The organism is uncultured Pseudomonas sp. (assembly GCF_913774235.1).
In the GTDB taxonomy this organism is placed as follows: domain Bacteria; phylum Pseudomonadota; class Gammaproteobacteria; order Pseudomonadales; family Pseudomonadaceae; genus Chryseomonas.
The window spans coordinates 240,257-264,469 of record NZ_CAJYDW010000016.1; the positions used below are offsets into that span (position 1 = coordinate 240,257).

Consider the following 24,213-nt stretch of genomic DNA (forward strand, 5'->3'; position numbering starts at 1 on the left):
AAGCAGGCGACCCGGGATGGGTCGATCTGGCGTAGCGGGAGGTGGCGGGACGCAGGAGACCGGGCACCAGGACCCGGTCTCGAGGACATCACATGTCCATCTTTTCCTTGGTGATCTTGCCGGTCTTGGCGTCGGCATGGAAGTCATACTTCATGCCGTCCTTCTTCATGCCCTCGCCTTCCCATTGGCCGTCATCGGCTTCGATCTTGGTGATCGAGGTGTAACCCTGCTCCATGAGCTTGGTCTTGACGTCGTTCATCGGCATCCAGTCGGCGCCGGGCTGGTCGGCCAGGACCGCACCACTGGCCAGGACGGAACAGGCAAACAGGGAAGCGAGCAGTTTGGATTTCATCGCGAGACCTCGTCGTGGTGGTTTGTCCCCGTTTGGACCACCACGACGCGCGACAAATCCCGTGGTGCCCGGGCCTCAGGTATCGGCCTGGTCCACCAGGTGCGGCAGCAGCCCTACCGGCGCGGTACCGCCCTTGGCCTTGGGCTTGCGCGGGCTGTAGGGCCGGCTGGCCAGGCGCCAGAGATCGCGCCAACGCTCGGCCAGCGCCGTGGGTTTGTCCAGGTACAGCCGGCGGCCGAGGGTGAAGGCCTTGGTCTGCAGCACCTCCCGCTGGCGGGCGACGCTCTCGGCGATGGCCTGGCGGGTATTGCTGGCGCCGAACAGCGTGGGCTCGCTGTCGAGCAACTGCCGCATCACCGCCAGGTCGTGGTCGTCCCCCAGGTACTCGGACAGCCGCTTGAGGCTCTTCTGGCGCGTCTTGAATTCCGTCGGCCAGGCCGCGGCGAGCAGTTGGGTGTGGTACCAGTGGTCCTTCACCCGCTTGCGCCAATCGTGCAGGGTCTCGTCGGTGGGCTTGTCGCGGGCGGTCTTGAGCGCCTGGCGACCGGCTTTGTAGTTGTCTTCCAGGCCGCGGGAAAAGAGCGCGAAGCCCTGGCCGGCGAGTTTCCAGCCGGGCACGCCCTCGCGCAGCTCGGCGAGTTCGGTGAGTAGCTCGGGGTGGCTGCTGGCCGCGGCGGTCTGTTGGTCGGCGCGCTCCTGCAGGCGCTGGCGCACCCGCTTCATGGCCGGCGAGGCGAATCTCTTGCGATCGGACTCGCCGAGCTTGTCCCAGCTTTCCACCAGGGCGGCGCTGTCGCGCAGCGACGACAGCTCGCGGCCCAGGTCACGCAGGCGGCGATTGCGGCTGGCGAAGGCGCGCTTGCCCAGCGCGGCTTGCAACAGGCGGAGCAGGGCGCGCAATTCCTTGAGTCGCTTGCGGGTTTCGTGCACCCCCTTGGGGGTCCCGCTCGCCAGGGACGCTTCAGCCTGAACCAGACGATCCGTCACCACACGGCGTACTTCTTCGTCTGCCGGTTGCCGCGCATCGAAACGAAAGGCCATCGAACTCTCCTCAATAGGTGGACTGCAGCACCCGCTGGCGCGGGAGCGTAACGGTAAGGAAGACCTCTACAACAGCGGTTGATGCCAAATTTCATTTAATCGTCATATTGCCGTCATGCAACTCCACCCTGGGCACCGCCTGCCGCGCAACCGGTCAGAAGGGCTATAGTTGCCCCACCACGCTAGCAAGGAGATCCGGATGTTCGAAGCCGCCGAGAACGAACACCTGCTCGACGAGGCCACCTACGACGCCAAGCTGCCCAAGCTGCGCGAGGCGCTGCTGGCCGCCCAGTACGAGCTCAAGGCGCAGGGGCGGTTTCCGGTGATCGTGCTGATCAATGGCATCGAAGGTGCCGGCAAGGGCGAGACGGTCAAGCTGCTCAACGAGTGGATGGATCCGCGCCTGATCCGGGTCGAGACCTTCCTCCAGCCCAGCGCCGAGGAGCGCCAGCACCCACCGGCCTGGCGCTATTGGCAGCGCCTGCCGGGCAAGGGACGCATCGGGGTGTTCTTTGGTAACTGGTACAGCCAGATGCTGCATGGGCGGGTGAACAAGGAGCTGTCCCGGCTCGAGCTGGACGCTGCCATCGACCAGGCCGAGCGTTTCGAACGCATGCTCGCCGATGAGGGCGCGCTGATCCTCAAGTTCTGGTTCCACCTCTCCAAGGGCCAGCTCAAGCAGCGACTCAAGCACCTCAAGAAGGATCCGCGCCTGGGCTGGAAGCTCAGTCCACTGGACTGGCGCCAGGCGCGGGTCTACGACCGCTTCGTCAAGCAGGGTGAGCGGGTGCTGCGCCGCACCCATCACGACTACGCGCCCTGGCACGTGGTGCCCGGCTTCGACGAGCGCTTTCGCAGCCTGACCGTGGGTACCGTGCTGCTCAAGGCGCTGCAGCGCGCCCTGGCCAGCAAGCCGCGCAAACCCCGCAAGGCCGCTGCCGTGACCCTGCCGCCGGTGGACGGGCAGGGCGTGCTGGCGGCCCTGGACCTGAGCCAGCACCTGGACAAGGCCGACTACGAGGACCAGCTGGTCACCGAGCAGGCACGTCTGGCCAAGTTGCTGCGCGACAAGAAGTATCGCCGCCACGCCCTGGTGGCGGCCTTCGAGGGCAACGACGCCGCCGGCAAGGGCAGCGCCATCCGCCGCGTCACCGGCGCCCTGGACCCACGCCAGTACCGTATCGTCCCGGTCGCCGCACCCAGCGACGAAGAACTGGCCCAGCCCTATCTCTGGCGTTTCTGGCGGCATATCCCGCGGCAAGGCGACTTCACCATCTTCGACCGCTCCTGGTACGGCCGGGTGCTGGTGGAGCGGGTCGAGGAACTGACCCCGGTGGCCGACTGGCAGCGCGCCTATGGCGAGATCAACGAATTCGAGGAACAGCTGAGCGACGCCGGCATCGTGCTGGCCAAGTTCTGGCTGGCCATCGACCAGGACACCCAGCTGGAACGCTTCAAGGCCCGCGAGGAGACGCCCTTCAAGAGGTTCAAGATCACCGAGGACGACTGGCGCAATCGGGACAAGTGGGATCTCTACAGTCAGGCGGTCGACGATATGGTGGTGCAGACCAGCACGGCCATCGCGCCCTGGACGCTGGTGGAGGCCAACGACAAGAGATTCGCGCGGGTGAAGGTGTTGCGGACGCTCAACGAGGCGTTGGAGCGGGCTTACGACAAGGGGTAAGCCAACACCAGGGCTGTTTGGCTGATTATCGAGGTTTGCGGCTACCTCTTGTTTCGCCCCCTCGGGCGAGTCACTTTTGCCAGTCGCGGCAAAAGTAACCAAAAACGCTTGCCCCTCCATCCGGCCCCGGCTGCGCCGGGGTCCACTCACTCCATCGCCGCTCCAGGGGCTCGCCGCGAAGGGCCTTCCATGGCCCTCGCGACTCTCGCGGCATCCATGCCGCTCGACCCCTTACGCAACGATTGCGTTCGTCCTGCTGGAAGGGGCGGTGGCCGCGCCTGAGGCCTGAGGCAGTCTGAGCAGGTATTGTCTTTGTGGCGGCGCGATGGAGCATCCTGCAAAACCCAAATCCCAGAAACGAAAAAGCCCCACCGAAGTGGGGCCTTATCTGCAACCGGATCAGTCGTTAGACGACTTGAACCTGGTCAGCTTGCATACCCTTCTGGCCTTTGACAGCCACGAAAGTGACCTTCTGGCCTTCGCTCAGGCTCTTGAAGCCGGCGCTTTCGATGGAGCGGTAGTGCACGAACAGGTCGGCGCCGCTTTCCGGGGTGATGAAGCCGTAGCCTTTCTCATCGTTGAACCACTTGACGGTGCCATTTTCACGATTGGACATGAGTATCTCCAGGATGTAGGGGGAACAACCACGTTAACGAGACATTCGCTAGCGGGACTGTAATGCGAGAGTGAGACGAGCCAGGAGATGAAAATGAAGCAACATCAAGCAGGTATCGAGTAACTATTGCAGTAGCAGTGCCTACACCATACGCGCTTTCGCGGGCTTGTATAGCCCTGATTTGCATATTTGACGATCGGACCCAGCGGCTTGCACTGCCAGAGCGTCTGAATCAGGCTACGGATTCTTCCGATCGATAGAGGTAAAGCATGGACAAGCTGCACCGGATCAAGGGGGCTTGGCCCTATCTGATCGCTGTCTTTCTCAACGCGTTCGTCGATCTTGGCCACAAGATCGTTATCCAGAACACCGTCTTCAAGGTCTACGACGGCTCCACCCAGGTGGTGCTGACCTCCTTGGTCAACGGCATGATGCTGTTGCCCTTCATCCTGCTGTTCAGCCCCTCCGGCCATGTGGCCGATCGCTTCGCCAAGGTTCGGGTGCTGCGCCTCGGCGGCTGGGCGGCGGTGGCCATCACCCTCGGCATCACCCTGGCCTACTACGCCGGGCTGTTCGAGCTGGCCTTTGCCATGACGCTCTTGCTGGCCACCCAGGCGACCTTCTACTCGCCGGCCAAGTACGGCTACATCAAGGCGCTGTTCGGCAAGCAGCGCCTGGCCGAGGGCAACGGCCTGGTACAGGCCAATTCCATCATCGCCATCCTCGCCGGTACCGTGGTCTTTACCGCTTTCTTCCAGTTGCATCTGGGCGAGGGCCAGGCCACGCCCCACGCCATCCTGCAGGACATCGCCCCGCTGGGCTGGCTGCTGGTGCTCTGCAGCCTGGCCGAGGTGGCGCTGCTCTATCGCCTGCCGCTGCTCGAAGAGCCCAAGCCGCGCGAACCCTTCGACTGGCATGCCTACCTGCGCCTGCGCAGTGCCCGGCGCAACCTGGCGGTGATCGGCGAGAATCCGGTGATCCGCCTGTCGATCATCGGCCTGGCGGTGTTCTGGTCGGTGGGCCAGGTATTGCTGGCGAGCTTTCCGGCCTACGCCAAGGATCACCTGGGCATCGACAACGTGCTGGTGCTGCAGGGCATCCTGGCCTGCGCTGGGATAGGCATCGCCCTCGGCTCGGCGCTGGCCAGCCGGGCCTCGCGCGGCCGCATCGAGACCGGGCTGATCCCGGTGGGCGCGCTGGGCATCGCCGTCGGCCTGTGGTGGCTGCCGGCGCCCAGTTCGGCCTGGCTGCATGCGCTCAACTTCATCTTCATCGGCCTGATGGGCGGCCTGTTCATCGTGCCGCTCAATGCGTTGATCCAGTTCAACGCCCGTGAGGACCAGCTCGGTACGGTGCTGGCCGCCAACAACTGGGTGCAGAACGTCGCCATGCTGGGCTTCCTGGTGCTCACCGCGGTGATCGCCCTGCTCGGCCTGGATAGCCGCTGGTTACTGCTGCTGATCGCCGCCGTGGCGCTGATCGGCGGCGCCTACACGGTGTGGAAGTTGCCGCAGAGTCTGGTGCGCTTTCTGCTGGGGCTGATGGTGACCCGTCACTACCGCATCCAGGTGCAGGGCCTGCAGAACCTGCCGGCCCAGGGTGGGGTGCTGCTGCTGGGCAACCACATCAGCTGGGTGGACTGGGCCATGGTGCAGATCGCCAGTCCGCGCCCGGTACGCTTCGTGATGCTCAGATCGATCTACGAGCGCTGGTATCTCAAGCCTTTCCTCAAGGCGATGGGCTGCCTGCCCATCGCCCAGGGCAGCGGCGCCGGTGCGGCGCTGGAACAGGTGGCCGGCCTGCTCAAGGCCGGCGAGGTGGTCTGCCTGTTCCCGGAAGGGGCGATCAGCCGCACCGGCCAGCTCGGTGAATTCCGTCGCGGCTACGAGAAGGCCTGTCAGCAGGTCGGCCCCGAGGTGCAGATCGTGCCCTTCTATCTGCGCGGTCTCTGGGGCAGCCAGTTCTCGCGTTCCTCCAGCAAGCTCAAGGAGCTGCGCGATAGTCCATTGCACCGCGAGGTGGTGGTGGCCTTCGGCAAGCCGTTGGCGAAGGACACCCCGGCCGACGTACTCAAGAGACGCATCTTCGAGCTGTCGATCCGCTCCTGGGAGCGCTACATGCAGGGCCTGCCATCGCTGGCCGATGCCTGGGTCGCCAGCGTCAAGCGCCGGCCCAACGGCCTGGCGCTGGTCGACGACCTGGGCGCGCCGCTCAAGGCTGCCCAGGCGCTCACTGGCGCCGCTTGCCTGGCGCGGCGGATGCGTCAGCGGCCCGAGCAGAATCTCGGCCTGCTGCTGCCCACCAGCAGCGGCGGCATGCTGGCCAATATGGCGGTGCTGCTGGCCGGCAAGACGCTGGTCAACCTCAACTACACGGCTACTCCCGAGGCGCTGAGATCCGGCCTGGACCAGGCGGGTATCCGCACCGTCTATACCTCGAATCGCTTCCTCGAGCGCCTGCGCAAGCGCGGCCTGCCGGTGGACGAGTTGCTGGCCGGACGCGAGATCGTCGACCTGGAAAGCCTGCGCGCCGGCATCGGCAAGGCCGAGCTGCTCGCCAACTGGCTGGCGGTGTGGTTGCTGCCCACCGCCATGCTGCAGGTGCTGGTAAGTCGCGCCCACGATCCCGAGGCCACTGCCGCCATCCTCTTCTCCAGCGGCAGCGAGGGCACACCCAAGGGAGTGATGCTCAGCCACCGCAACATCATGGCCAACCTCAAGCAGACCTCGGACGTGCTCAACACCCAGGACGATGACGTCTTCATGGCGTCCTTGCCGCTGTTCCACGCCTTCGGTCTCACCGTCACCCAGTTCCTGCCGCTGATCGAGGGCCTGCCGGTGGTCTGCCAGGCCGACCCCACCGACGTGGCCGGCATCGCCAAGGCGGTGGCCACCCATCGCGCCACGGTGCTCTGCGGCACCTCCACCTTCCTGCGGCTGTTCGTGCGCAACACCAAGGTGCATCCGCTGATGCTGGAGAGCCTGCGCATCGTGGTGGCTGGCGCCGAGCGCCTGGACCCGGCGGTGCGCGAGGCCTTCAAGCTCAAGTTCAACCAGGATATCTACGAAGGCTATGGCGCCACCGAGACGGCGCCGGTGGCCTCGGTCAACCTGCCCGATGCCCTGGACGTCAGCTACCTGCAGGTGCAGCGCGGCGGCAAGCTGGGCACCGTGGGCATGCCGCTGCCGGGCACCGGCCTGAAGATCGTCGATCCCCAGACCTTCGCCGAGCTGCCCACCGGCGAGGCCGGCATGGTGCTGATCGGCGGCCCGCAGCTGATGCAGGGCTATCTGAACGATCCCGAACGCACCGCCAAGGCCATCCGCGAGATCGACGGCGAGCGCTGGTACGTGACCGGCGACCAGGGGCGGCTGGACGAGGACGGCTTCCTCACCATCGTCGACCGTTATTCGCGCTTCGCCAAGATCGGCGGCGAGATGGTCAGCCTGGGCGCCGTGGAGCAGGCGCTGGCGCGGGCGATCGCCGATCCGGAGATCGAGTTGCTGGCGGTCAACCTGCCGGATGCCAGGAAGGGCGAGCGCATCGTGGTGCTGCACACCGGCGCGCTGGACGGCGCGGCGGTGGAGAAGACGCTGTTGGCCCAGGGCGTGAGCGGACTGCTGTTGCCCTCGGCCTGGCTGGCCGTGGAGACCCTGCCGAAACTGGGGACCGGCAAGGCCGACGTGGCCGGCGCGAAACGGCTGGCACAGGAGCGGGTGGCGGAGGAGGCGTCTAGCTGAGGCGATACATCGCAGGACTGTCGTCAGAAGAGTGCTAAAGCCTGACGCTGTCCTGCCGATCATGAGGGGGCTATCCATCTTTTCGAGGTGTCCCCGGTGAACCTACGCTCCCTCAACATCGCCCCACGCGCCCTGGTCGCCTTTGGCTTCTTCGCCCTGTTGGTGATAGGTCTCGGCCTGTTTTCCCTGGGCCAGAATCGCGCAATCAAGGAAGGCGAAGAGCAGATCGTCGGCAATGTCATCCCGAGTGTGCAGATCATTGGCGAGATCCGCGCCGATCTGCTGAGTCTACGCATGCACAATCAGGGCTTGATGCTCGCCACCTCCAACGCCGAGACCCAGGCGGTGCACAAGGGGATCGAGGAGGCCAAGGCCACTCTGGAGCGGCACGTTCGCCAGTTCGACGCCCTGCTGCTCACCGACAAGGGGCGTGAGGTCTACACCCGAATGACCGGGCAGCTGGCCACCTACCTGAACAACCAGACCCGCTACCTCAAGGCCCTCGACGACCAGAACGATGCCGAGTTGCTCAAACTCACCGGGCAGGATGGTGAAATGGCGCGCAGCGGTAATGCCCTGGGCGCGACCGTCACCGAGCTGGCCAGTCTGGTCGATGGCAAGGTCACTCGGCTCTCGGCGGCCTCCATGGACAGCTATCGCACCGCCATCACCATCACCGTGGCGGTGATGCTGGCGGCCTTGGCCGGCACCCTGTTGCTGGCCTGGCGCTTCACCCGCAGCCTGACCGGGCCGCTGGAGAGGGCGCTGGCGGTGGCCGAGCGTATCGCCGCCAACGATCTCAGCCGTCCGGTCGAGCGCGACGGCAGCGACGAGCCTGGCCGGCTGCTGGCCGCCATGGCGCGGATGCAGGACAACCTGCGCGGCACCCTGGAGCGGCTGAGCCAGTCGTCCACCACCCTGGCCGCCACCTCCGAGGAGATGTCGACGGTGACCGAGGTGGGGCTGCGCGGCATCCAACGGCAGAACGACGAGCTGGCCCAGGCCGCCACGGCGGTCAACCAGATGACCGCGGCGGTGGAGGAGGTGGCGCGCAACGCCGCGGCCGCCAGCGCCGCCGCTCAGGACTCCCGTGTCTCCGCCGATGTCGGCCAGCGGCGCGTCGAGGAGACCCTGCAGACCATCCATGCGCTGCACGCCGCAGTGGCCACCAGCGGCGCCGAGATCGACGGCCTGGCCGGCCAGGTCGAGCGCATCAGCGGCGTACTCGACGTGATTCGAGGTGTCGCTGAGCAGACCAACCTGCTGGCGCTCAACGCGGCCATCGAAGCCGCCCGCGCGGGCGAGGCGGGGCGTGGTTTCGCCGTGGTGGCCGACGAGGTACGGGCCCTGGCGGCCCGTACCCAGCAGTCCACCGGCGAGATCGAGGAGATGATCGGCGCCATCCAGCAGGGCGCGGGCAAGGCGGTGCATGCCATGGCCACCAGCAACCAACAGGCCGGCACCTGCCTGGAGGTCGCCGCGGCGGCGGGCGAAGCCCTGGGCGAGATCGGCCGGCACATCGTGCAGATCACCGAGCGAAACCTGAGCATCTCCGCGGCGACCGAGGAGCAGGCCCAGGTGGCGCGCGAGGTGGATCGCAACCTCACCAGCATCCGTGACCTGTCCACCCAGAACGCCGCCGGGGCCGAGCAGACCGCCGCCGCCAGCAATGACCTGGCCCGGCTGGCTGGGGATCTGAATGGCGCGGTGCGGCAATTCCAGCTCTGAGCCGAGTCCGGGAGGCCGCGGCTTCCCGGACCGCATCAGCTAGGCGATGCCTTCAGGGCACCAGCGCCAGGGCGGTGCGCAGGTCGATCACCAGGACATCCAGGTAGCCGCCCTGCAGGGCGCCGCGGATGGCGTTGACCTTGCGCAGGCCACCGGCGAGGCCGACGACGCGGTCGATCTTGAGCAGTTGCGGCAGGTCCACCGAGACCACGGTTTCTTCGCTCTCGTCCAGCACCGGGCGGCCCTGGGCGTCGAAGTACCTCAGGCAGATGTCGCCCACCGCACCGCGGGCGGCGAGCACTTCCAGCATGGCTTCGCCGTGGTAGTTGCCACTGTTGCGCAGTAGCTGCGAGGGCTCCAGCTCGCCGATGCCGACCAGCGCCACGGTGAGCCGGGCGAAGCGCTCGGTGACCTCGCGGACCTCGTCCAGCTGCAGGATGCGCTGGCGACTTTCCGGTGACTGCTCGATGCTCTGCGACGGCAGCAGATAGGCCGGGCAGCCGAGCAGATTGGCCAGTTGCTGGGTCAGCAGGGTGGCCTCGAAGGCGCCCTTGTTGCCGACTCCGCCGAGCAGTTGCACCACCTCGGTCGCGCCCTGGCGACTGCTGCCGCGGTGCATGTGGCCGACCATGGCGCGGATGGTGGAACTCCAGGAGGAGATGCCGATGTGGTCTTTCTCGGTGACGCTGGTTTCCAGGTAGTGGGCGGCTGCCGAGCCGATGGCCTGCTTGATGGCCTCTTCGTCGTCGCCGGTGGGCTCGACCACGATGGCCTGGCGGATGCCGTAGCGCTGCTGCAGCTGGCGCTCCAGCTCGAGGTGGAAGTTGCGCGGGCGCTGCACCGAGATGCGCACGATGCCTTCCTTGAGCGCCCGGCTCAGGGCGCGGCTGACGAAGGATTGCGACAGGTCGAGCTGTTCGGAGATCTGCGACTGCTTGAGTCCCTCTTCGTAGTAGAGGGAGGCGATCTTGGTTAGCAGGCGTTGTTCTTCGAGGTTACTCATCCAGATTCCCGGTACCGGCGGATAGGTTGTGCCCAGGGTCGTTGGGCCGGACTGGCCATGGCGAGCCGCCGAAAAGCAGGCACGAACCTGTTAGAAGGGCGCATTTTCCCGCTATTTTCCCTCAGCCTCTCGCTGGACGCCAAGGCTTTTGCGGCCGGGCGCCCAGGGGGTGCTCAGGACATGATGAGGCCACCATCCACATTGATCGCCTGGCCGGTGATGTAGGCAGCGTCCGCCGAAGCTAGAAAGGCCACCAGGCCGGCGACGTCGGCGGGCGTGCCGGCGCGCTTCATGGGAATGTTGCCGACCCATTCGGCCATCAGTTCACCCTGGCCATAGCGCTTTTCCGGGGTGGAGAGAATCTCGCCCCAGACCCGGTCGTTGTAGTCCCACATCTCGCTTTCGATGATGCCGGGGCAGAAGGCGTTGACCGTGATGCCGTGGCGCGCCAGCTCGTGGGCCAGGCTCTGGGTGATGCCGATGACGCCCATCTTGCTCGCCGCGTAATGGGGCGTGTAGATGAAGCCCTGGCGACCCTGGCCGGAGCTGGTGTTGATCAGGCGTCCGCCACGCCCGGCAGCCACCATGCGCCTGGCCGCCTCGCGGCAGCACAGCCAGACGCCGGTGGTGTTGACCTGCAGGATGCGGTCGAAGTCCTCGCGCGGCATGCGATCGAAGGGGTCGATGGTGATGATCCCGGCGTTCTGCACCGAGACGTCGACGCGGCCGAAGCGCGCCTCGGCCTGGGCATAGAGGTCGGTCACCGCCGCCTCGTCGGTGATGTCCACCACCAGCGGCAGCACCTCAGCGCCGGTATCGGCCGCCAGGCGCGCCGCGGTGTCGTGCACCCGCGCGGCGTTGGAGACCAGCACCAGGTTGGCGCCCTCACGGCCGAAGCGCTCGGCGATCCCTTCGCCGATGCCGCGGCAACCGCCGGTGATGACTACGGTTTGACCTGCGAAGCGACGTTCCACGTGAAACCTCCTAGGGCTATAGGCCACGATCTCGCGAGCTAGAGCCAAACAAGGCGAAGACAGCTGAGGACGCGGAGTTTACGAGTGGTAAATGAGCAGTCCGAAGCTGTATTCAACGCAGGTTGGCCGACGCGCAGCAGATCGTGAAAGGCGTTACCAGCAGACGAAGCCGCCATCGACGATCAGATCGACCCCGGTACAGAAGGACGCGGCCGGACTGCAGAGGAAGATCGCCGGGCCGACCATCTCCTCCACCTCGGCCATGCGGCCCAGCGGGGTGGTCTGCTCGAAGATCTTGACCTGCTCGGCCACCTCGGGACGGGTGTTCATGGGCGTGGCGGTGTAGCCGGGACTGATGCAGTTGACCCGGATACCGCGCTCGGCCCATTCCATCGCCAGGCTCTTGGTGAGGTGGATGACCCCGGCCTTGGAGGTGTTGTAGTGCGCCTGCAGGAGGCCGCGGTTGACGATGCTGCCGGACATGGAGGCGATGTTGACGATGGCACCCTTGCCACGCGGCAGCATGACCCGCGCCTGGGCCTGGCAACTGAGCATCACCCCGGTGAGGTTGATGTCGAGCATGCGCTGCCAGCGCTCCAGTTCCAGCTCCTCGGCCGGTTGGGCATTGGCGATGCCAGCACTGTTGACGGCCAGGCTCAGCGGGCCGAGTTCAGCTTCGGTGCGGGCTACCGCGGCTTCCAGGTCGGCGGCGCTGGTCACCGAGCCTTCCAGGGCCAGGGCGCGGCGGCCATGGGCCTGGATACGTTCGACGGTACCGGCCAGGTCGCGACTGCCGGGCAGGTCGAAGCAGGCCACCTGGGCCCCGGCCTCGGCGAGACCGACGGCGATGGCCTGGCCGATGCCGCTACCGGCACCGGTGACGAAGGCGGTCTGGCCGCCGAGATCGAAGAGACGCATGGGAAAACTCCTAGTCAGGCGGTAGCCAATTCCATCACGGCCACGGGGGTGGCCCTTTCGCGTTCGAGAATGCCCATCTGCCGGCCACGGCTCATCACCATGACCCGGTGCGACAGGCCGAGAACCTCGTCGAGATCCGAGCTGACCACGATCACCGCCATGCCGGTAGCCGCCAGTTCGGCGATCACCTGGTAGATGGCGGCGCGGGCACCGACGTCGATGCCACGGGTGGGCTCGTCGAGGATGAAGACCTTGGGATTGCGTGCCAGCCACTTGGCGATGATCACCTTCTGCTGGTTGCCGCCGGAGAGGGCGGCGATGGCCTGTTCCGGCTGGCCCTTCACGCCGAGGCGGGCCACCGCCTTGCGGGCGAAGGCGCGCAGGCCGCCGGGGGAGACCCAGCCGCCGGCGGCGAGCAGGTCGGTGTTGCCATAGATGAGGTTTTCCTCGATGGCGTGATCGACCACCACACCCTGCTGCTTGCGATCCTCGGGAACCAGCACGATGCCGGCGTGGATGGCGTCATAGGGACTGGCGAAGCGACAGGCCTGGCCCTCCAAAACCAGTTCGCCGGTGACCTGCTCGGCGGCGCCGGCGATGGCGCGGACCAGCTCGGTACGCCCCGCACCGACTACCCCCGCCACGCCGAAGACTTCGCCCGCGCGCACGCTGAAGTCGATGTCCTTGAGCGGCATTTCGCGGCAGCTCAGGCCCCTGACCCGCAGGACCTCGCGGGCAGCGGGCGCGGCCATGGCCGGGAAGATGCGTTCCACACTGCGGCCGACCATCTCTTCCACCAGTTGCCGCACCGGCACCTGGGCGGTGGCGTGCAGGGCGATCTGGCGGCCGTCGCGCAGCACCAGCACCCGGTCGGCGATCCGCGCGATCTCTTCCAGGCGATGGCTGATGTAGATGAAGGAGACGCCCTCGGCCTTGAGCCGTTCGACCTGGGCGAACAGCAGTTCGGTTTCCTCGCCACCCAGCGCGGCGGTGGGTTCGTCGAGGATCAGCAGGCGCGCCTTGAGGGTCAATGCCTTGGCGATCTCCACCAGCTGCTGGGCGGCCACGCTGAGGCCGGCCACGGTACGCGTGGCGGGCACCTTCAGCCCCAGGCGATCCAGCTGGCGCTGGGCCTCGGTTTCCATGAAGGCGCGGTCGATGCGGCCCCCGCGCATGGGTAGGCGGCCGACGAACATGTTCTCGGCGATGGTCAGTTCCGGCAGCAGGCGGATTTCCTGGTGGATCAGGCCGATGCCCGCCGCCAGGGCGGCGCCCGGGGAATCCGGGGCGTAGTCCCGGCCCAGCCAGGTCATGCGCCCACCCGCCTCGGGCGGTACCAGGCCGGCGATGATGGAGGACAGGGTGGACTTGCCGGCCCCGTTCTCGCCGAGCAGGGCCAGGACCTCGCCGGGCTGGATGTCGACGTCCACGCCGGCCAGCACCTCGATGCCGGCGTATTTCTTGCCGATGTTTCTCAGGCTGAGGGCGGCGGGCTGTTCCAGGGGCATAACGGCGGACATGGGGCCTCCGAAGGGGGAGCTGAAACGGCGCCTCCCGCGGGAGGCACCTGAGGCATGAGCTGGAGGCGGCGGCCGTTAGCCGCCGCTGACCGGACGAACCGTTACGGATGGTTCTCGATGAAGGGGGCGACGTTGTCCTTGGTGGTCAGGATCGCCTCCTGCAGTTGCTCCTTGGGCAACTGCTTGCCTTCCTTCAGTTCGATGGCCGAGTCCAGCGCCATGCGGCCCATCTTGCGGGTCTGCTGGGTCATGGTGGCGGCCAGGGTGCCAGCGGCCACGGCCTTGAGGCCGGCCACGTCACCATCGAAGCCGACGATGGTCACCGGATGATCGAGGTTGGCGACCTTGACCGCCTGGGCGGCGCCCAGGGCCATGGCGTCGGCGCGACCGAAGAAAACGGTGATGTTGGGATCGCGCTGGAGCATGTCCTGGGCCACGGCGAAGCCCTTGTCCTGGGCCCATTCGGCGGGTTGCTGGGCGACCACCTTCAGCTCGGGAAACTTGGCCAGGCCTTCGGCAAAGCCCTTGGCGCGGTCGTTTTCCGGGGTGGTGCCGATCTGACCCTGGAGGATGGCGACGCGACCCTTGCCGCCGGTGACCTTGCCGACGTACTCGGCCAGGGTGCGGGCAGCGGCGACGCTGTCGCTGGCGATGAAGGTGTCGCCGGGTGCATCGGGGGCGTTGCGGTCCACGGCCACTACGGGGATACCGGCCGCCTTGGCGGCTTTCACCGGTACGCCAGCGGCGGTGGCGCCGGCGGGGATGTAGATGATGGCATCGACCTGGCGGGTGATGAGGTCCTGGATCTGGTTGACCTGGGTCGCCGAGTTGCCCTGGGCATCCACGGTGATCACCTTGACGCCCTTGGCCTTGCCCTCGGCCTCGACGGCCTGTTTGATCTGGTTGAAGAAGTCGGCCTGCAGGTTGGCCACGGCCAGGCCCACGGTGAGTTCCTTGGCTTGGGCATTGAGCGCGCCGGCGCAGGTGATGGCGGCGAGCAGGGTACCGAGCAACAGCTTCTTGGGGGTCAGCATGGAAAGCACTCCGTTGTTATTGTTGTACTGCGGTGTCGAAGCGATCTGCTTCAGCGCTGCCCGTTACGGCGGCGCAAGGTATCCAGGGTGACGGCCAGGGCGATGACGATGCCGATGATCACCTGTTGCACGAAGGGCGAGACGCCCAGCAGGTTCAGGCCGTTGCGCAGCACGCCGATGATCAGCACCCCCACCAGGGTGCCGCCGACGCTGCCGACGCCGCCGCTGAGGCTGGCGCCGCCGATCACCACCGCGGCGATGGCATCCAGTTCCAGGGACAGGCCGGCGCTGGGCTGGGACGAGTCCAGGCGCGCCGCCATGGCCACCGCGGCTAGGCCGGCCAGGGCGCCGCTCAGGGCGTAGATCCAGATGGTGAGGGTACGCACCTTGATGCCCGACAGCCGCGCCACCTCGGCGCTGCCGCCCATGGCGTAAAGATTGCGGCCACCGGCACGAAAGCGCAGGAAGACCCAGGCCACCAGCAGCATCAGCAGGAAGAGGCCGACGGTGACGGAGAGAAAGCCGAAGTGGCGCACCGTGGCCAGGCTGGTGAACCAGTCCGGGAAGCCGACGATCTGGCGGCCATCGGTGAGGATGTTGGCCAGGCCGCGGGCCACCGACATCATGGTCAAGGTGGCGATGAAGGCGGGTAGCCGCGCCCGGGCGATGAGCAATCCCGAGACCAGGCCGCAGACCAGGCCGCCGAGGATGGCGGCCGGAATCGCCAGCCCCAGGGGCCAGCCGATGTCCTGGTAGAGCCAACCCAGCAGCATCATGGCGAAGGCCAGTACCGAGCCTACCGAGAGGTCGATGCCGCCGATGACGATGACCAGGGTCATGCCAATGGCGAGGATGCCGAGCACCGTCACCTGATCGAGGATGTTGAGGGCGTTGCGCACGGAGAAGAAATACTCCGAGGCGAAGGAGAACACGGCGATCAGCAGCGCCAGGCCGATCAGCGGACCGCCGATGTTGCGCGGCAGGCGCAAGGCCAGGCGGGCGAGGGGCTTGGCGGGTGGCGAGGCGGTCGGGGCTTTGGCGTCCACGAGCTTCTCCTGGTGGTTATTGTTTTTGTAGTGAGGGTTCTTGTGTGGCTCGCCTGAATATTTATGCGTGCCTGATTTTTAATTCAGACTCCGCCTGTTCCGGGTGGAAGTCAAGTGCCTTTTCGTTACGTTCTTCCGGAAGGGGATGCGCTCGGCAATCCCTCTGCCAGCCGCCCATCCTACCTGCTTGATCAGCCGAACGAGGTCTGTCGATGGCTATTGACGGCCTCCCGGAATGGGGTCTAAATGGTAAATATATTTTCAGTGACGAATAAATATTCATAAGACGCCCACTGAAACCTCGGCAGGCGTCTGCACCACCGGAGCTTCGGATACCCGAGGGGGACCGCCTGATGAATCCGTTCCAGTACGACGTCGCGCAAATCCGCGAAAAGGCCCGGCTGATCCGCCGGCGCGTCATCCAGCTCAACGCCGCCTCGCCTGCGGGCGGCCATACCGGGGCCGATCTGTCGGAGACCGACATCCTCGCCACCCTCTATTTCCGCCTGCTCGACGTCGCTCCGCAGCGCCTCGCCGATCCCCAGCGCGACATCTACATCCAGAGCAAGGGCCACGGCGTCGGCGGTCTCTATTGCTGCCTGGCCGAAGCCGGTTACTTCCCGCCGGAATGGCTCGACACCTATCAGCACTTCGACTCCCACCTGCCGGGCCATCCGGTGCGGCAGAAGACCCCCGGTATCGAACTCAACACCGGTGCCCTCGGCCATGGCCTGCCCGTGGCCACCGGCATCGCCCTGGCCGCCCAGCGTGATGGCAGCCCGCGCCGGGTCTATGTACTGACCGGCGACGGCGAGCTGGGCGAAGGCTCCAACTGGGAGTCGGCCCTCACCGCCGCCAAGTACCGGCTGGACAATCTCACGGTGATCGTCGACCACAACCGCCTGCAACTGGCCGGCCCTACCGCGGAGATCCTGCCGCTGGAACCCCTGGCCGAGAAATGGCGCGCCTTCGGCTTCCATGTCGTCGAGTGCGACGGCAACGATGTCGCCCAACTGGTGGAGACCCTGGAGGCCCTGCGCGAACACCGCGGCCAGCCCCAGGTGCTGATCGCCAACACCGTGAAAGGCAAGGGGGTTTCCTTCATCGAAGGCAAACCCGAATGGCACCACCGGGTGCCCAAGGGCGACGAGATCGCCGCTGCACTGGAGGAGCTCGACCATGGCCACTGATACCCAGACCCCGGGCGAAGCCCATCTCGCCAGCGTCATGGTCGAGGCCTTCATCGCCGCGGTGGACGCCGGCGTCGACCTGGTGCCGGTGGTGAGCGATTCCACCTCCACGGCCAAGATCGGCCCCTTCGTCAAACGCTTCCCGGAGCGCTTGGTCAACGTCGGCATCGCCGAGCAGACCCTGGTCGGGGTGGCCGCCGGCCTGGGCCTCGCCGGCAAGGTGGCGGTGACCTGCAACGCCGCGCCCTTCCTGATCTCCCGGGCCAACGAGCAGGTCAAGGTAGACGTCTGCTACAACAGGTCCAACGTCAAGATGTTCGGCCTCAACGCCGGGGCCAGCTACGGTCCCCTGGCCAGCACCCACCACAGCCTCGACGACATCGCCGTGATGCGCGGCTTCGGCCATGTGGAAATCTATGCCCCGGCCGATGGCAGCGAGTGCCGGCAGATCGTCGAGCATGCCCTGGCCCATGACGGCCCGGTCTATGTTCGCCTGGACGGCAAGGCACTGCCCGACCTGCACGGCCCCGACTATCGCTTCGTCCCCGGTCAGGTCGACGTGCTGCGCCAGGGGCACGACGTCAGCCTGGTGGCCCTGGGTTCGGTGGTTCACGAGGCGGTCGATGCCGCCAAGTTACTGGCCGAGCAGGGTATCAGCGCCCAGGTGATCAACCTGTCGTCGATCCGTCCGCTGCAGCGCGAAGCCCTGCTGGAAGCCCTCTGCGCCGCCCGCGGTGGGGTGGTCACGGTGGAAGAGCACAACGCCAACGGCGGGGTGGGCAGCCTCGTGGCCGAGGTCATGGCGGAGGCTGCCCTGGGTGTGCCGCTGATCCGTCTGGGCATCGCCGACGGCGAGTATGCGTCCGCCGGTGCCCGCGGGCCGACCCGCGCCAAGCACGGCATCGATGCCGCTGGTATCGTCGCCGCGGTACAGCGGCTGCGCTGAGCCGCAGGACTACAAGAACAACAGGAGCTGCCATGGCCGCCGAACCGCTGATCCTCGCCCTCGACGAGGGCACCACCAATGCCAAGGCGATCCTGGTGGATCGCGCCGGCCGCGTCGTGGCCCGCGGTTCCCGCCCGCTTAGCGTCCAGCACCCGCAAGCGGGTTATGCCGAGCAGGACCCCCTGGCCATCTGGCAGGCCCTGCAGGGTGCCATCGGCGACTGCCTGGCCCAGGTGGCTGCGCCCCTGGCGGCCATCGCCATCAGCAACCAGCGCGAGTCCGCCCTGGCCTGGGAGCGCGCCAGCGGCCAGTTGCTCGGCCCTCTGGTGAGCTGGCAATGCAAGAGATCCCAGCCGCAGTGCGAGGCCCTGCATGCCGCCGGTCACGGCGAGCTGATCCGCGAACGCAGCGGCCTGGCGCTGGACCCGATGTTCTCCGCCGGCAAATGGCGCTGGCTGCTCGACCACATTCCCAACGGCGCGGCCCGGGCCGCGGCTGGCGAGATCTGCCTGGGCAGCGTGGACAGCTGGCTGCTCTGGCAACTCAGCGGCGGCGCCCACTTCCTCATCGATGCGGCCAACGCCGCCCGTACCCAGCTGCTCGACCTGCGCGGTGGCGATTGGGACGAGCAATTGCTCGAGCTGTTCGATATTCCCCGCGCGGCGCTGCCGGAAATCCGGCCCAGCGCCGGCTGCTTCGGCGAGACCCGCGCCCAGGGCGCCTTACCGGGCGGTCTGCCGATCCTGGCCATGCTCGGCGACTCCCACGCGGCCCTGTTCGGCCAGGGCGGCTTCGTCCCGGGCAAGGTCAAGGCCACCCTGGGCACCGGTTCCTCGCTGATGACCCCCATCGCCGCGCCGGTGGTCTCCGCCCATGGCCTGGCCACTACCCTGGCCTGGCGCCTGGGCGATACCCCGACCTACGCCCTGGAGGGCAATATCGTCCACACCGGCGCTGCCGTGGGCTGGACGGCGCGGCTACTGGGCGGCGTTGGCGAGCTGGATGTTCTGGCCGCCGAGGCCGCGGCGCTGCCGGACAACGGCGGCGTTTACTTCGTCCCCGCCTTGGGCGGCCTTGGGGCGCCGCACTGGCGAGCCGATGCCCGTGGACTGTTCTGCGGTCTCACCGAGAATTGTGGCCGGGCGCACCTGATGCGTGCGGCGCTGGAGGCCATCGCCTATCAGATCCGCGATGTCTTCGACGCCATGCAGCAGGACAGCCCCACGCCCCTGGACGAACTCTGGGTGGATGGCGGCGCGACGCGCAACGAATGGTTGCTGCAATTCCAGGCCGATCTCTTGCAGCGCCCGGTGATCTGCAGCCTCTCGCCGGAGGTCTCGGCGCTGGGCGCTGCCCACCTGGCTGGTCACGCCCTGGGCTGGTGGCAGGACGCGGCGGCCCTGGCCGATCTCGACCGCCCGCGCCGCCGCTACGAACCCCGCGCCAACGCCGTGCCCGAGCTGTACGCCGGCTGGCGCCAGGCGCTGGCGCGGACGCTGCTGTAAACCAGAAGGGGTAACGGTCTTCATCGCGGCCATGGCGGTCCGCCGATGCGGGCGCTCTGGCAGGATTCTGATGTTCTGATGTTCTGATGTTCTGCTGATCGCGGCCATGGGCCGCTCCTACGGGATGCCAGGCTCCTGTAAGAGCGGCCCATGGCCGCGATAACACGTAGCAGACTTAGGACCGTAGTGTGGAAAACGGCGCAGCCTTTTCCACTGGGACGTCGCGACGCGGTGCTGCCCTCACCCCACCCCTCTCCCCGAAGGAGAGGGGGCTGTCCGAGTAGGCGCTCGGCTTCATCCGTCCTGGCAGGATCGGGCCGATTGGCGCGACCCTATCCGTGGTAGCGCCCCGGGATGGTTCAGGTCGGCAGGGTCATGAAGATCTGGGTGCCCTGACCGGGCCGCGAGACCACGCCGATGCGGCCGCCGTGCTGGCGGATGATTTCCTTGCACAGCGCCAGGCCCAGACCGGCACCGCCCTTCTGGCTGCCGATCTGTACGAAGGGCTCGAAGACCCGGCCCTGCTGGGCATAGGCGATGCCTTCGCCGTTGTCCTGCACCGCCATCAGCAACTGGTCGTTCTGGCGCATGGCCTGGATCACGATCCGCCCGCCCGCCGGGGTATGGCGCAGGGCGTTGCTCAGCAGGTTGTCGAATACCCGGGCCAGTTGCTTGGGGTCCAGGCTGACCCGCGGCAGCGGGGTGTGCAGCAACTCCACCGTCAAGTCGATCTCGCGTTCGCGGGCTTCGTCGACATGGCGGGCGCGAGCCTCTTCGAGCAGGTCGCCGATCTCGCTCGGTAGTTTCTCCGGGCGCTGCAGGCCACTCTGGTGGCGGGAATAGTCCAGCAGGTCGTTGATCAGCTGCACCAGGCGATGGGTTTCCTCGTCCACCGTCTGCAGCAGATAGGCCTCGCGGGACTCCGGCGCCACCTTGAGTCTTTCGCGCAACAGCCCGAAGGCCATGTGCATGCCGGTGACCGGGGTGCGTAGCTCATGGGAGGCGCGCAGGACGAATTCGTTACGCACCCGGTCGAAGGCGCGTTGCTCGGTGACGTCGCGCAGCACCATGAGCGCACCGACGCTGCGGCCATCGGCGTGGTTCACCGGCGTCAGGCTCCAGGCCAGCAGCCGCACCTCGTCGTCGACGCGGATCTCTAGGTCTTCGGGCGCCGCATTCAGGGCGCCACCGGCGAGCACGCGCTGCAGGCTCGCCTCGATCTCCGGCCGTTCCAGCGCCGCGATCAGGGATTCGCCCAGGTGGTTCTCGTTCCAGCCGAGCTGGCGGCAGGCCACCGGATTGGCGTGTTCGATGTTGCCCTGCGGATCGAGGATCACCAGGCCGTAATCGATGCTGTCGAGCACCGCCTGCAGGCGGCGCTGGCCGGCCACCAGGGCCTCGACGTTGGTCTGGCTGAGACGGTGCAGGGCCTGGGCCATGTTGCCGAAGCGTCGGCTGAGCAGGGTGAATTCGGCGATCTGCGAGGTGGGCAGCTGGACGTCGAAGTTGCCCTGGCTGATGCGCTCGGCGGCCTTGGCCAGGCCGTCGATGGGGCCGGTGAAGCGCTTGGCGATGCCGTTGGCCGTTACCACTCCGGTGACCAGGATGGCCACGCCGATCAACGCCAGCAGCAGGGCGATGATCACCGCCCGGTCGTGGGCCTCGTCCTGCATGCGCTCCAAGGTCACCACGTAGCTGCGCTGCAGATCGTAGATGCGGTTGCGCAACCCGTTGAGCGTCTCCTGGAACCCCGGATCGGCGCGCAACTGGGCGTAGTCGGTAGGGGGTGAGCGCAGGTACTGGGCGAAGCGTGCGTAACGCTGCTTGACGTCTTCCAGCACCGCACGTTGGTCGGGCTTGCGCATCTCGCCCTGGACCAGTTGCAGGTACTGCTCGAAGCGTTGCTGGGCGGCCTCCAGGGCCTTGGGGTCCGGCGCGCCATCGAGCATCTGGAACAGGCTGTTGCTCAACTCCTGACGCATGTTCAGCGTCAGGTTGATGAAGTCCAGGTTGCTGCGCGTCTGCACGCTCTGCTCGCGGGCCAGGTGCAGGACGCTCACCAGCCCCACCAGCAGCCCGATGAGGGCCACGGCGATCAGGGCGGAAATGCTGAGGAACAGGCGGGTGTGCAGCTTGATTGGCAGTTTCATAGCCCGTACTGCTTGCGTTTCCGATAGAGCGTGGAGGCATCGATACCCAGGGTCTTGGCGGCCTGGTCGAGGGTTTCGCTGGTGGCCATCACTGCGGCGATGTGGGCGCGCTCCAGGGCCTCCAGGCTCATAGCTTCACCGACCCGTGGCGCGCTGGCGGCGCCGCTGGGGGTCGGACCGTCGCCCAGACCCAGATGGTTGACGTCCACCAGGTCCTGGCCGCAGATGATGCTGGCGCGCTCGATGACGTTGCGCAGCTCGCGGACGTTGCCCGGCCAGCCGTAGGTCCGCAGGGCCTCCAGCGCTGCCTCGCTGAAGCCGTGGGCGGGTCGGTTGTAGTCCTTGACGAAGCGCGCGAGGAAGCGCTCGGCCAGGTCGACGATGTCTTCCTTGCGTTCGCGCAGCGGCGGCAGGTTGAGCACGATGACGTTGAGGCGGTAGAGCAGGTCTTCACGGAATTCGTTTTCCGCCACCATCTGTTCCAGGTTGCGGTTGGTGGCGGCGAGGATGCGCACGTCGGCGCGGCGGGTCACCGGATCGCCGACGCGCTCGTATTCCTTGTCCTGGATGAAGCGCAGCAGCTTGGGCTGCAGCGCCAGGGGAAAGTCGCCGATCTCGTCGAGGAAGAGGGTGCCACCGTCGGCCTGGCTGACCCGGCCCAGGGTGCTCTCGCTGGCGCCGGTGAAGGCACCGCGGGTATGGCCGAACATCTCGCTCTCCATCAGATCGGCGGACAGTGACGGACAGTTGATGGTGACGAAGGTCTTCTTGGCGCGGCGACTCCAGGCGTGAATGGCACGGGCCAGCTCACCCTTGCCGGAACCGGATTCGCCGAGGATCAGCACGTTGGCATCGGTGGTGGCGACCTGCCGGGCGGTCTCCAGGATGCTCATCATCGCCGGGCTGCGCGAGTCGAGGCCGGCGCTAGACTTGCGTACCTCGCCTTCCAGCGCCTCCAGGCGCGCCGAGAGCTGGCGGAATTCCAGCTGCTTGGCGGCGGCCATGCGCAGCTGGTCCGGGCTGCAGGGTTTCACCAGGTAGTCGGCGGCGCCGGCCTGCATGGCGTCCACGGCGGTATCGATGGCCGAGTGGGCGGTGACTATCACCACCCGCATCCAGGGCGCCTGGATGCGCATCTGCTGCAGCACGTCCAGGCCGTTGTCCGCGCCCAGGCGCAGGTCGAGGAAGCAGAGATCGTAGACCTGCCGCAACAGCAGGGCTTCGGCCTGGGCGGCGCTGTTGGCAGTGGCGACGCTGTAGCCGGCGTCCTCCAGACAGAAGCGGAAGGTACGCAGGATGGCGGCTTCGTCGTCCACGAGCAGGATGCGACCGCTGGTTTGTTCCATGACGGCAAAACTCCGGGCCGAAGGGCCGAAACGCACTAAAGGACAGGGCTGGCAGTTAGTCCATGATACATCGTGCAAGTTGCAATCCGCAGGACCGGTGGAGATCGGGAGAGTCAGCTGAGGTAGGTCGTGCAGAACGCAATCCCCTCACCCGGATGGCTGCCGAAAGGGCATTCAGTACAGAAAAAGATCGCTCCTTGGCCCGAGACTTCGTTCGTCAGTACCGACGGCGGGTACTGCTGGGGCGGTAGGGTCCGCCGAGCATCATGCAAAACGCAATGCTCCAGGCCTTGCACCTTGCAAGGTGCAAGTTCCAGGTACTCGCTAAAAATTGATAAGTAATTGATTTATATAGAATATTTTATTTAGAAAAAGCTGGCACGCAGTCTGCAATCTCCCTTGCAAGCCGGCCCCACGAGGGCCAACGGAATGCAGGAGAGACCCGATGATCAGCCAGACCCTTCGCAAGCACTTGGTAGGTACTGCGCTCTTCGCTTGCTTCGCCAGCGCCGCCGTCGCTGCTCCCCAGGGGCACGACGTCAGCCGCGAACAGGCACTCATCGACTCCACCCGCATTGCCGCCCAGGCCATGGTGCCCGCTGCCAAACCGCTGGCGAGCCAAGGTCGTGGGGAACTCAAGGCCATCCCCGCACAGTCCAACGGTGACCGTCTGGTAAAGCAGACCCGCTGGGTGTTCTGAGGAGATGGCCATGACCTGGATGCTGCTGCTGATTTCGTTGTTCATCGCAGCCGCGGTCGTGAGTGTCGGGATGTTGCTCAGCGCCTTGATGATGGGTCGCGCGCTCAACCAGACGCATAACCTCAACGGTATAGATCTTGAAATAACCGATGTGGAACCACGGATGGCGAGTCTGGACACCCAGGATATCGCTACTACAACCACTGCTCGCTGGACAGGTGCTGTCGTCCGCTGAGTGCACTTGCAATAAATAGGAGAAACACCATGCTGAGCTGGGCTATCACTTTCCTGATCATCGCCATCATCGCAGGCGTCCTGGGTTTCGGTGGCATCGCCGGTACCGCCACCAGTATCGCCAAGATCCTCTTCGTGCTGTTCCTGGTGCTGTTCGTGGTGTCCTTCTTCATGGGTCGTCGGCGTCCCTGACGCCAGCTTCCTGAAGGCTGGACAGGCTACCGGTCGTGACGACCGGTAGCCGAGGCACTGTCATCGAACTGCAGCGTTAAGCCGGTTCAATTGACAACCTCGAAGTCGTCTCACCCGAGGAGACGCAAGGGCCACAAGGTCGGGACGCTCTGCAGTAAGGGCGCGTTCCAAGGGTACAGGGAGTACCTTCGCACTCGTAGCGGACTTGGCTGGATACGACTACACCCCTGAATTCGATTGACTTCGGCCTCTGCCGGGGTTTGCCGACGTCAGGGGTGTCGTCGTTTCAGACAT

At 66.4% G+C, this 24,213-nt stretch carries 20 protein-coding genes; 9 read left to right on the top strand and 11 right to left on the bottom strand.

Going from position 1 to position 24,213, the window contains the following annotated elements:
• Positions 1–88: 88 nt before the first annotated feature.
• Positions 89–352, bottom strand: coding sequence for a PepSY domain-containing protein (locus tag QZ471_RS16295; protein WP_295465658.1), 264 nt, complete (start codon positions 350–352; stop codon positions 89–91).
• 75 nt (positions 353–427) lie between these two features.
• Positions 428–1,393, bottom strand: a complete 966-nt coding sequence (locus QZ471_RS16300; RefSeq protein WP_295465660.1) for a CHAD domain-containing protein — start codon at positions 1,391–1,393, stop codon at positions 428–430.
• A 199-nt stretch (positions 1,394–1,592) separates the two neighbouring features.
• Between QZ471_RS16300 and pap the strand changes: the two genes are divergently transcribed.
• Positions 1,593–3,077 carry a polyphosphate:AMP phosphotransferase gene (gene pap, locus QZ471_RS16305; protein WP_295465662.1) on the top strand — a complete coding sequence of 495 codons (1,485 nt, stop codon included), beginning with the start codon at positions 1,593–1,595 and terminating at the stop codon, positions 3,075–3,077.
• A gap of 406 nt (positions 3,078–3,483) precedes the next feature.
• On the opposite strand, the gene QZ471_RS16310 is transcribed toward pap, so the two are convergent.
• A complete protein-coding gene (locus QZ471_RS16310; RefSeq protein WP_007160189.1) occupies positions 3,484–3,693 on the bottom strand; it encodes a cold-shock protein in 210 nt (69 codons plus the stop codon).
• 269 nt (positions 3,694–3,962) lie between these two features.
• On the opposite strand from QZ471_RS16310, the gene QZ471_RS16315 reads away from it, so the two are divergent.
• Both QZ471_RS16315 and QZ471_RS16320 read left to right on the top strand, forming a co-directional pair.
• Positions 3,963–7,433 (top strand): acyl-[ACP]--phospholipid O-acyltransferase, encoded by a 3,471-nt coding sequence (locus QZ471_RS16315; RefSeq protein WP_295465665.1) that lies wholly within the window; start codon positions 3,963–3,965, stop codon positions 7,431–7,433.
• Positions 7,434–7,529: 96 nt separating this feature from the next.
• Entirely contained in the window at positions 7,530–9,161 is a 1,632-nt protein-coding gene (locus QZ471_RS16320) for a methyl-accepting chemotaxis protein (protein WP_295465667.1), read from the top strand.
• Positions 9,162–9,213: 52 nt separating this feature from the next.
• Here QZ471_RS16320 and QZ471_RS16325 read toward each other — a convergent pair whose 3' ends face one another.
• The 6 genes from QZ471_RS16325 to QZ471_RS16350 all read right to left on the bottom strand — a co-directional run bounded on the left by QZ471_RS16325 (position 9,214) and on the right by QZ471_RS16350 (position 15,605).
• Complete coding sequence (locus QZ471_RS16325; protein WP_295465668.1) at positions 9,214–10,164, bottom strand: sugar-binding transcriptional regulator; 951 nt, start codon at positions 10,162–10,164, stop codon at positions 9,214–9,216.
• Positions 10,165–10,337: 173 nt separating this feature from the next.
• Entirely contained in the window at positions 10,338–11,138 is an 801-nt protein-coding gene (locus tag QZ471_RS16330) for an SDR family oxidoreductase (RefSeq protein ID WP_295465670.1), read from the bottom strand.
• Positions 11,139–11,291: 153 nt separating this feature from the next.
• A complete protein-coding gene (locus QZ471_RS16335; RefSeq protein WP_295465672.1) occupies positions 11,292–12,056 on the bottom strand; it encodes an SDR family oxidoreductase in 765 nt (254 codons plus the stop codon).
• Between the two features lie 14 nt (positions 12,057–12,070).
• Complete coding sequence (locus tag QZ471_RS16340) at positions 12,071–13,576, bottom strand: sugar ABC transporter ATP-binding protein (protein ID WP_295465674.1); 1,506 nt, start codon at positions 13,574–13,576, stop codon at positions 12,071–12,073.
• 101 nt (positions 13,577–13,677) lie between these two features.
• A complete protein-coding gene (locus QZ471_RS16345; protein WP_295465676.1) occupies positions 13,678–14,610 on the bottom strand; it encodes a sugar ABC transporter substrate-binding protein in 933 nt (310 codons plus the stop codon).
• Positions 14,611–14,660: 50 nt separating this feature from the next.
• A complete protein-coding gene (locus tag QZ471_RS16350; protein WP_295465962.1) occupies positions 14,661–15,605 on the bottom strand; it encodes an ABC transporter permease in 945 nt (314 codons plus the stop codon).
• Positions 15,606–16,009: 404 nt separating this feature from the next.
• Here QZ471_RS16350 and QZ471_RS16355 point away from each other — a divergent pair, with 404 nt between their 5' ends.
• From QZ471_RS16355 to QZ471_RS16365, 3 genes are read left to right on the top strand one after another with little or no spacing between them, the layout of a single operon-like run.
• The gene (locus QZ471_RS16355; RefSeq protein WP_140219569.1) at positions 16,010–16,846 is read left to right on the top strand and encodes a transketolase; all 837 of its coding nucleotides are present in this window, start codon (positions 16,010–16,012) and stop codon (positions 16,844–16,846) included.
• The gene (locus QZ471_RS16360) at positions 16,836–17,792 is read left to right on the top strand and encodes a transketolase C-terminal domain-containing protein (RefSeq protein ID WP_295465680.1); all 957 of its coding nucleotides are present in this window, start codon (positions 16,836–16,838) and stop codon (positions 17,790–17,792) included. The genes QZ471_RS16355 and QZ471_RS16360 overlap by 11 nt, the downstream gene beginning before the upstream one ends.
• Before the next feature lie 32 nt (positions 17,793–17,824).
• Positions 17,825–19,297 (top strand): FGGY-family carbohydrate kinase, encoded by a 1,473-nt coding sequence (locus QZ471_RS16365; protein ID WP_295465682.1) that lies wholly within the window; start codon positions 17,825–17,827, stop codon positions 19,295–19,297.
• A 359-nt stretch (positions 19,298–19,656) separates the two neighbouring features.
• Here QZ471_RS16365 and QZ471_RS16370 read toward each other — a convergent pair whose 3' ends face one another.
• Positions 19,657–21,447 (bottom strand): ATP-binding protein, encoded by a 1,791-nt coding sequence (locus tag QZ471_RS16370; RefSeq protein ID WP_295465684.1) that lies wholly within the window; start codon positions 21,445–21,447, stop codon positions 19,657–19,659.
• Entirely contained in the window at positions 21,444–22,793 is a 1,350-nt protein-coding gene (algB, locus tag QZ471_RS16375) for a sigma-54-dependent response regulator transcription factor AlgB (protein WP_295465686.1), read from the bottom strand. Before algB ends, QZ471_RS16370 begins: the two co-directional genes overlap by 4 nt.
• 445 nt (positions 22,794–23,238) lie before the next feature.
• Here algB and QZ471_RS16380 point away from each other — a divergent pair, with 445 nt between their 5' ends.
• From QZ471_RS16380 to QZ471_RS16390, 3 genes are read left to right on the top strand one after another with little or no spacing between them, the layout of a single operon-like run.
• The gene (locus QZ471_RS16380) at positions 23,239–23,493 is read left to right on the top strand and encodes a hypothetical protein (RefSeq protein WP_295465688.1); all 255 of its coding nucleotides are present in this window, start codon (positions 23,239–23,241) and stop codon (positions 23,491–23,493) included.
• A 10-nt stretch (positions 23,494–23,503) separates the two neighbouring features.
• Entirely contained in the window at positions 23,504–23,728 is a 225-nt protein-coding gene (locus tag QZ471_RS16385) for a hypothetical protein (RefSeq protein WP_295465690.1), read from the top strand.
• 29 nt (positions 23,729–23,757) lie between these two features.
• Positions 23,758–23,919, top strand: a complete 162-nt coding sequence (locus QZ471_RS16390; RefSeq protein ID WP_007160206.1) for a DUF1328 domain-containing protein — start codon at positions 23,758–23,760, stop codon at positions 23,917–23,919.
• The last annotated feature ends 294 nt before the right edge of the window (positions 23,920–24,213 follow it).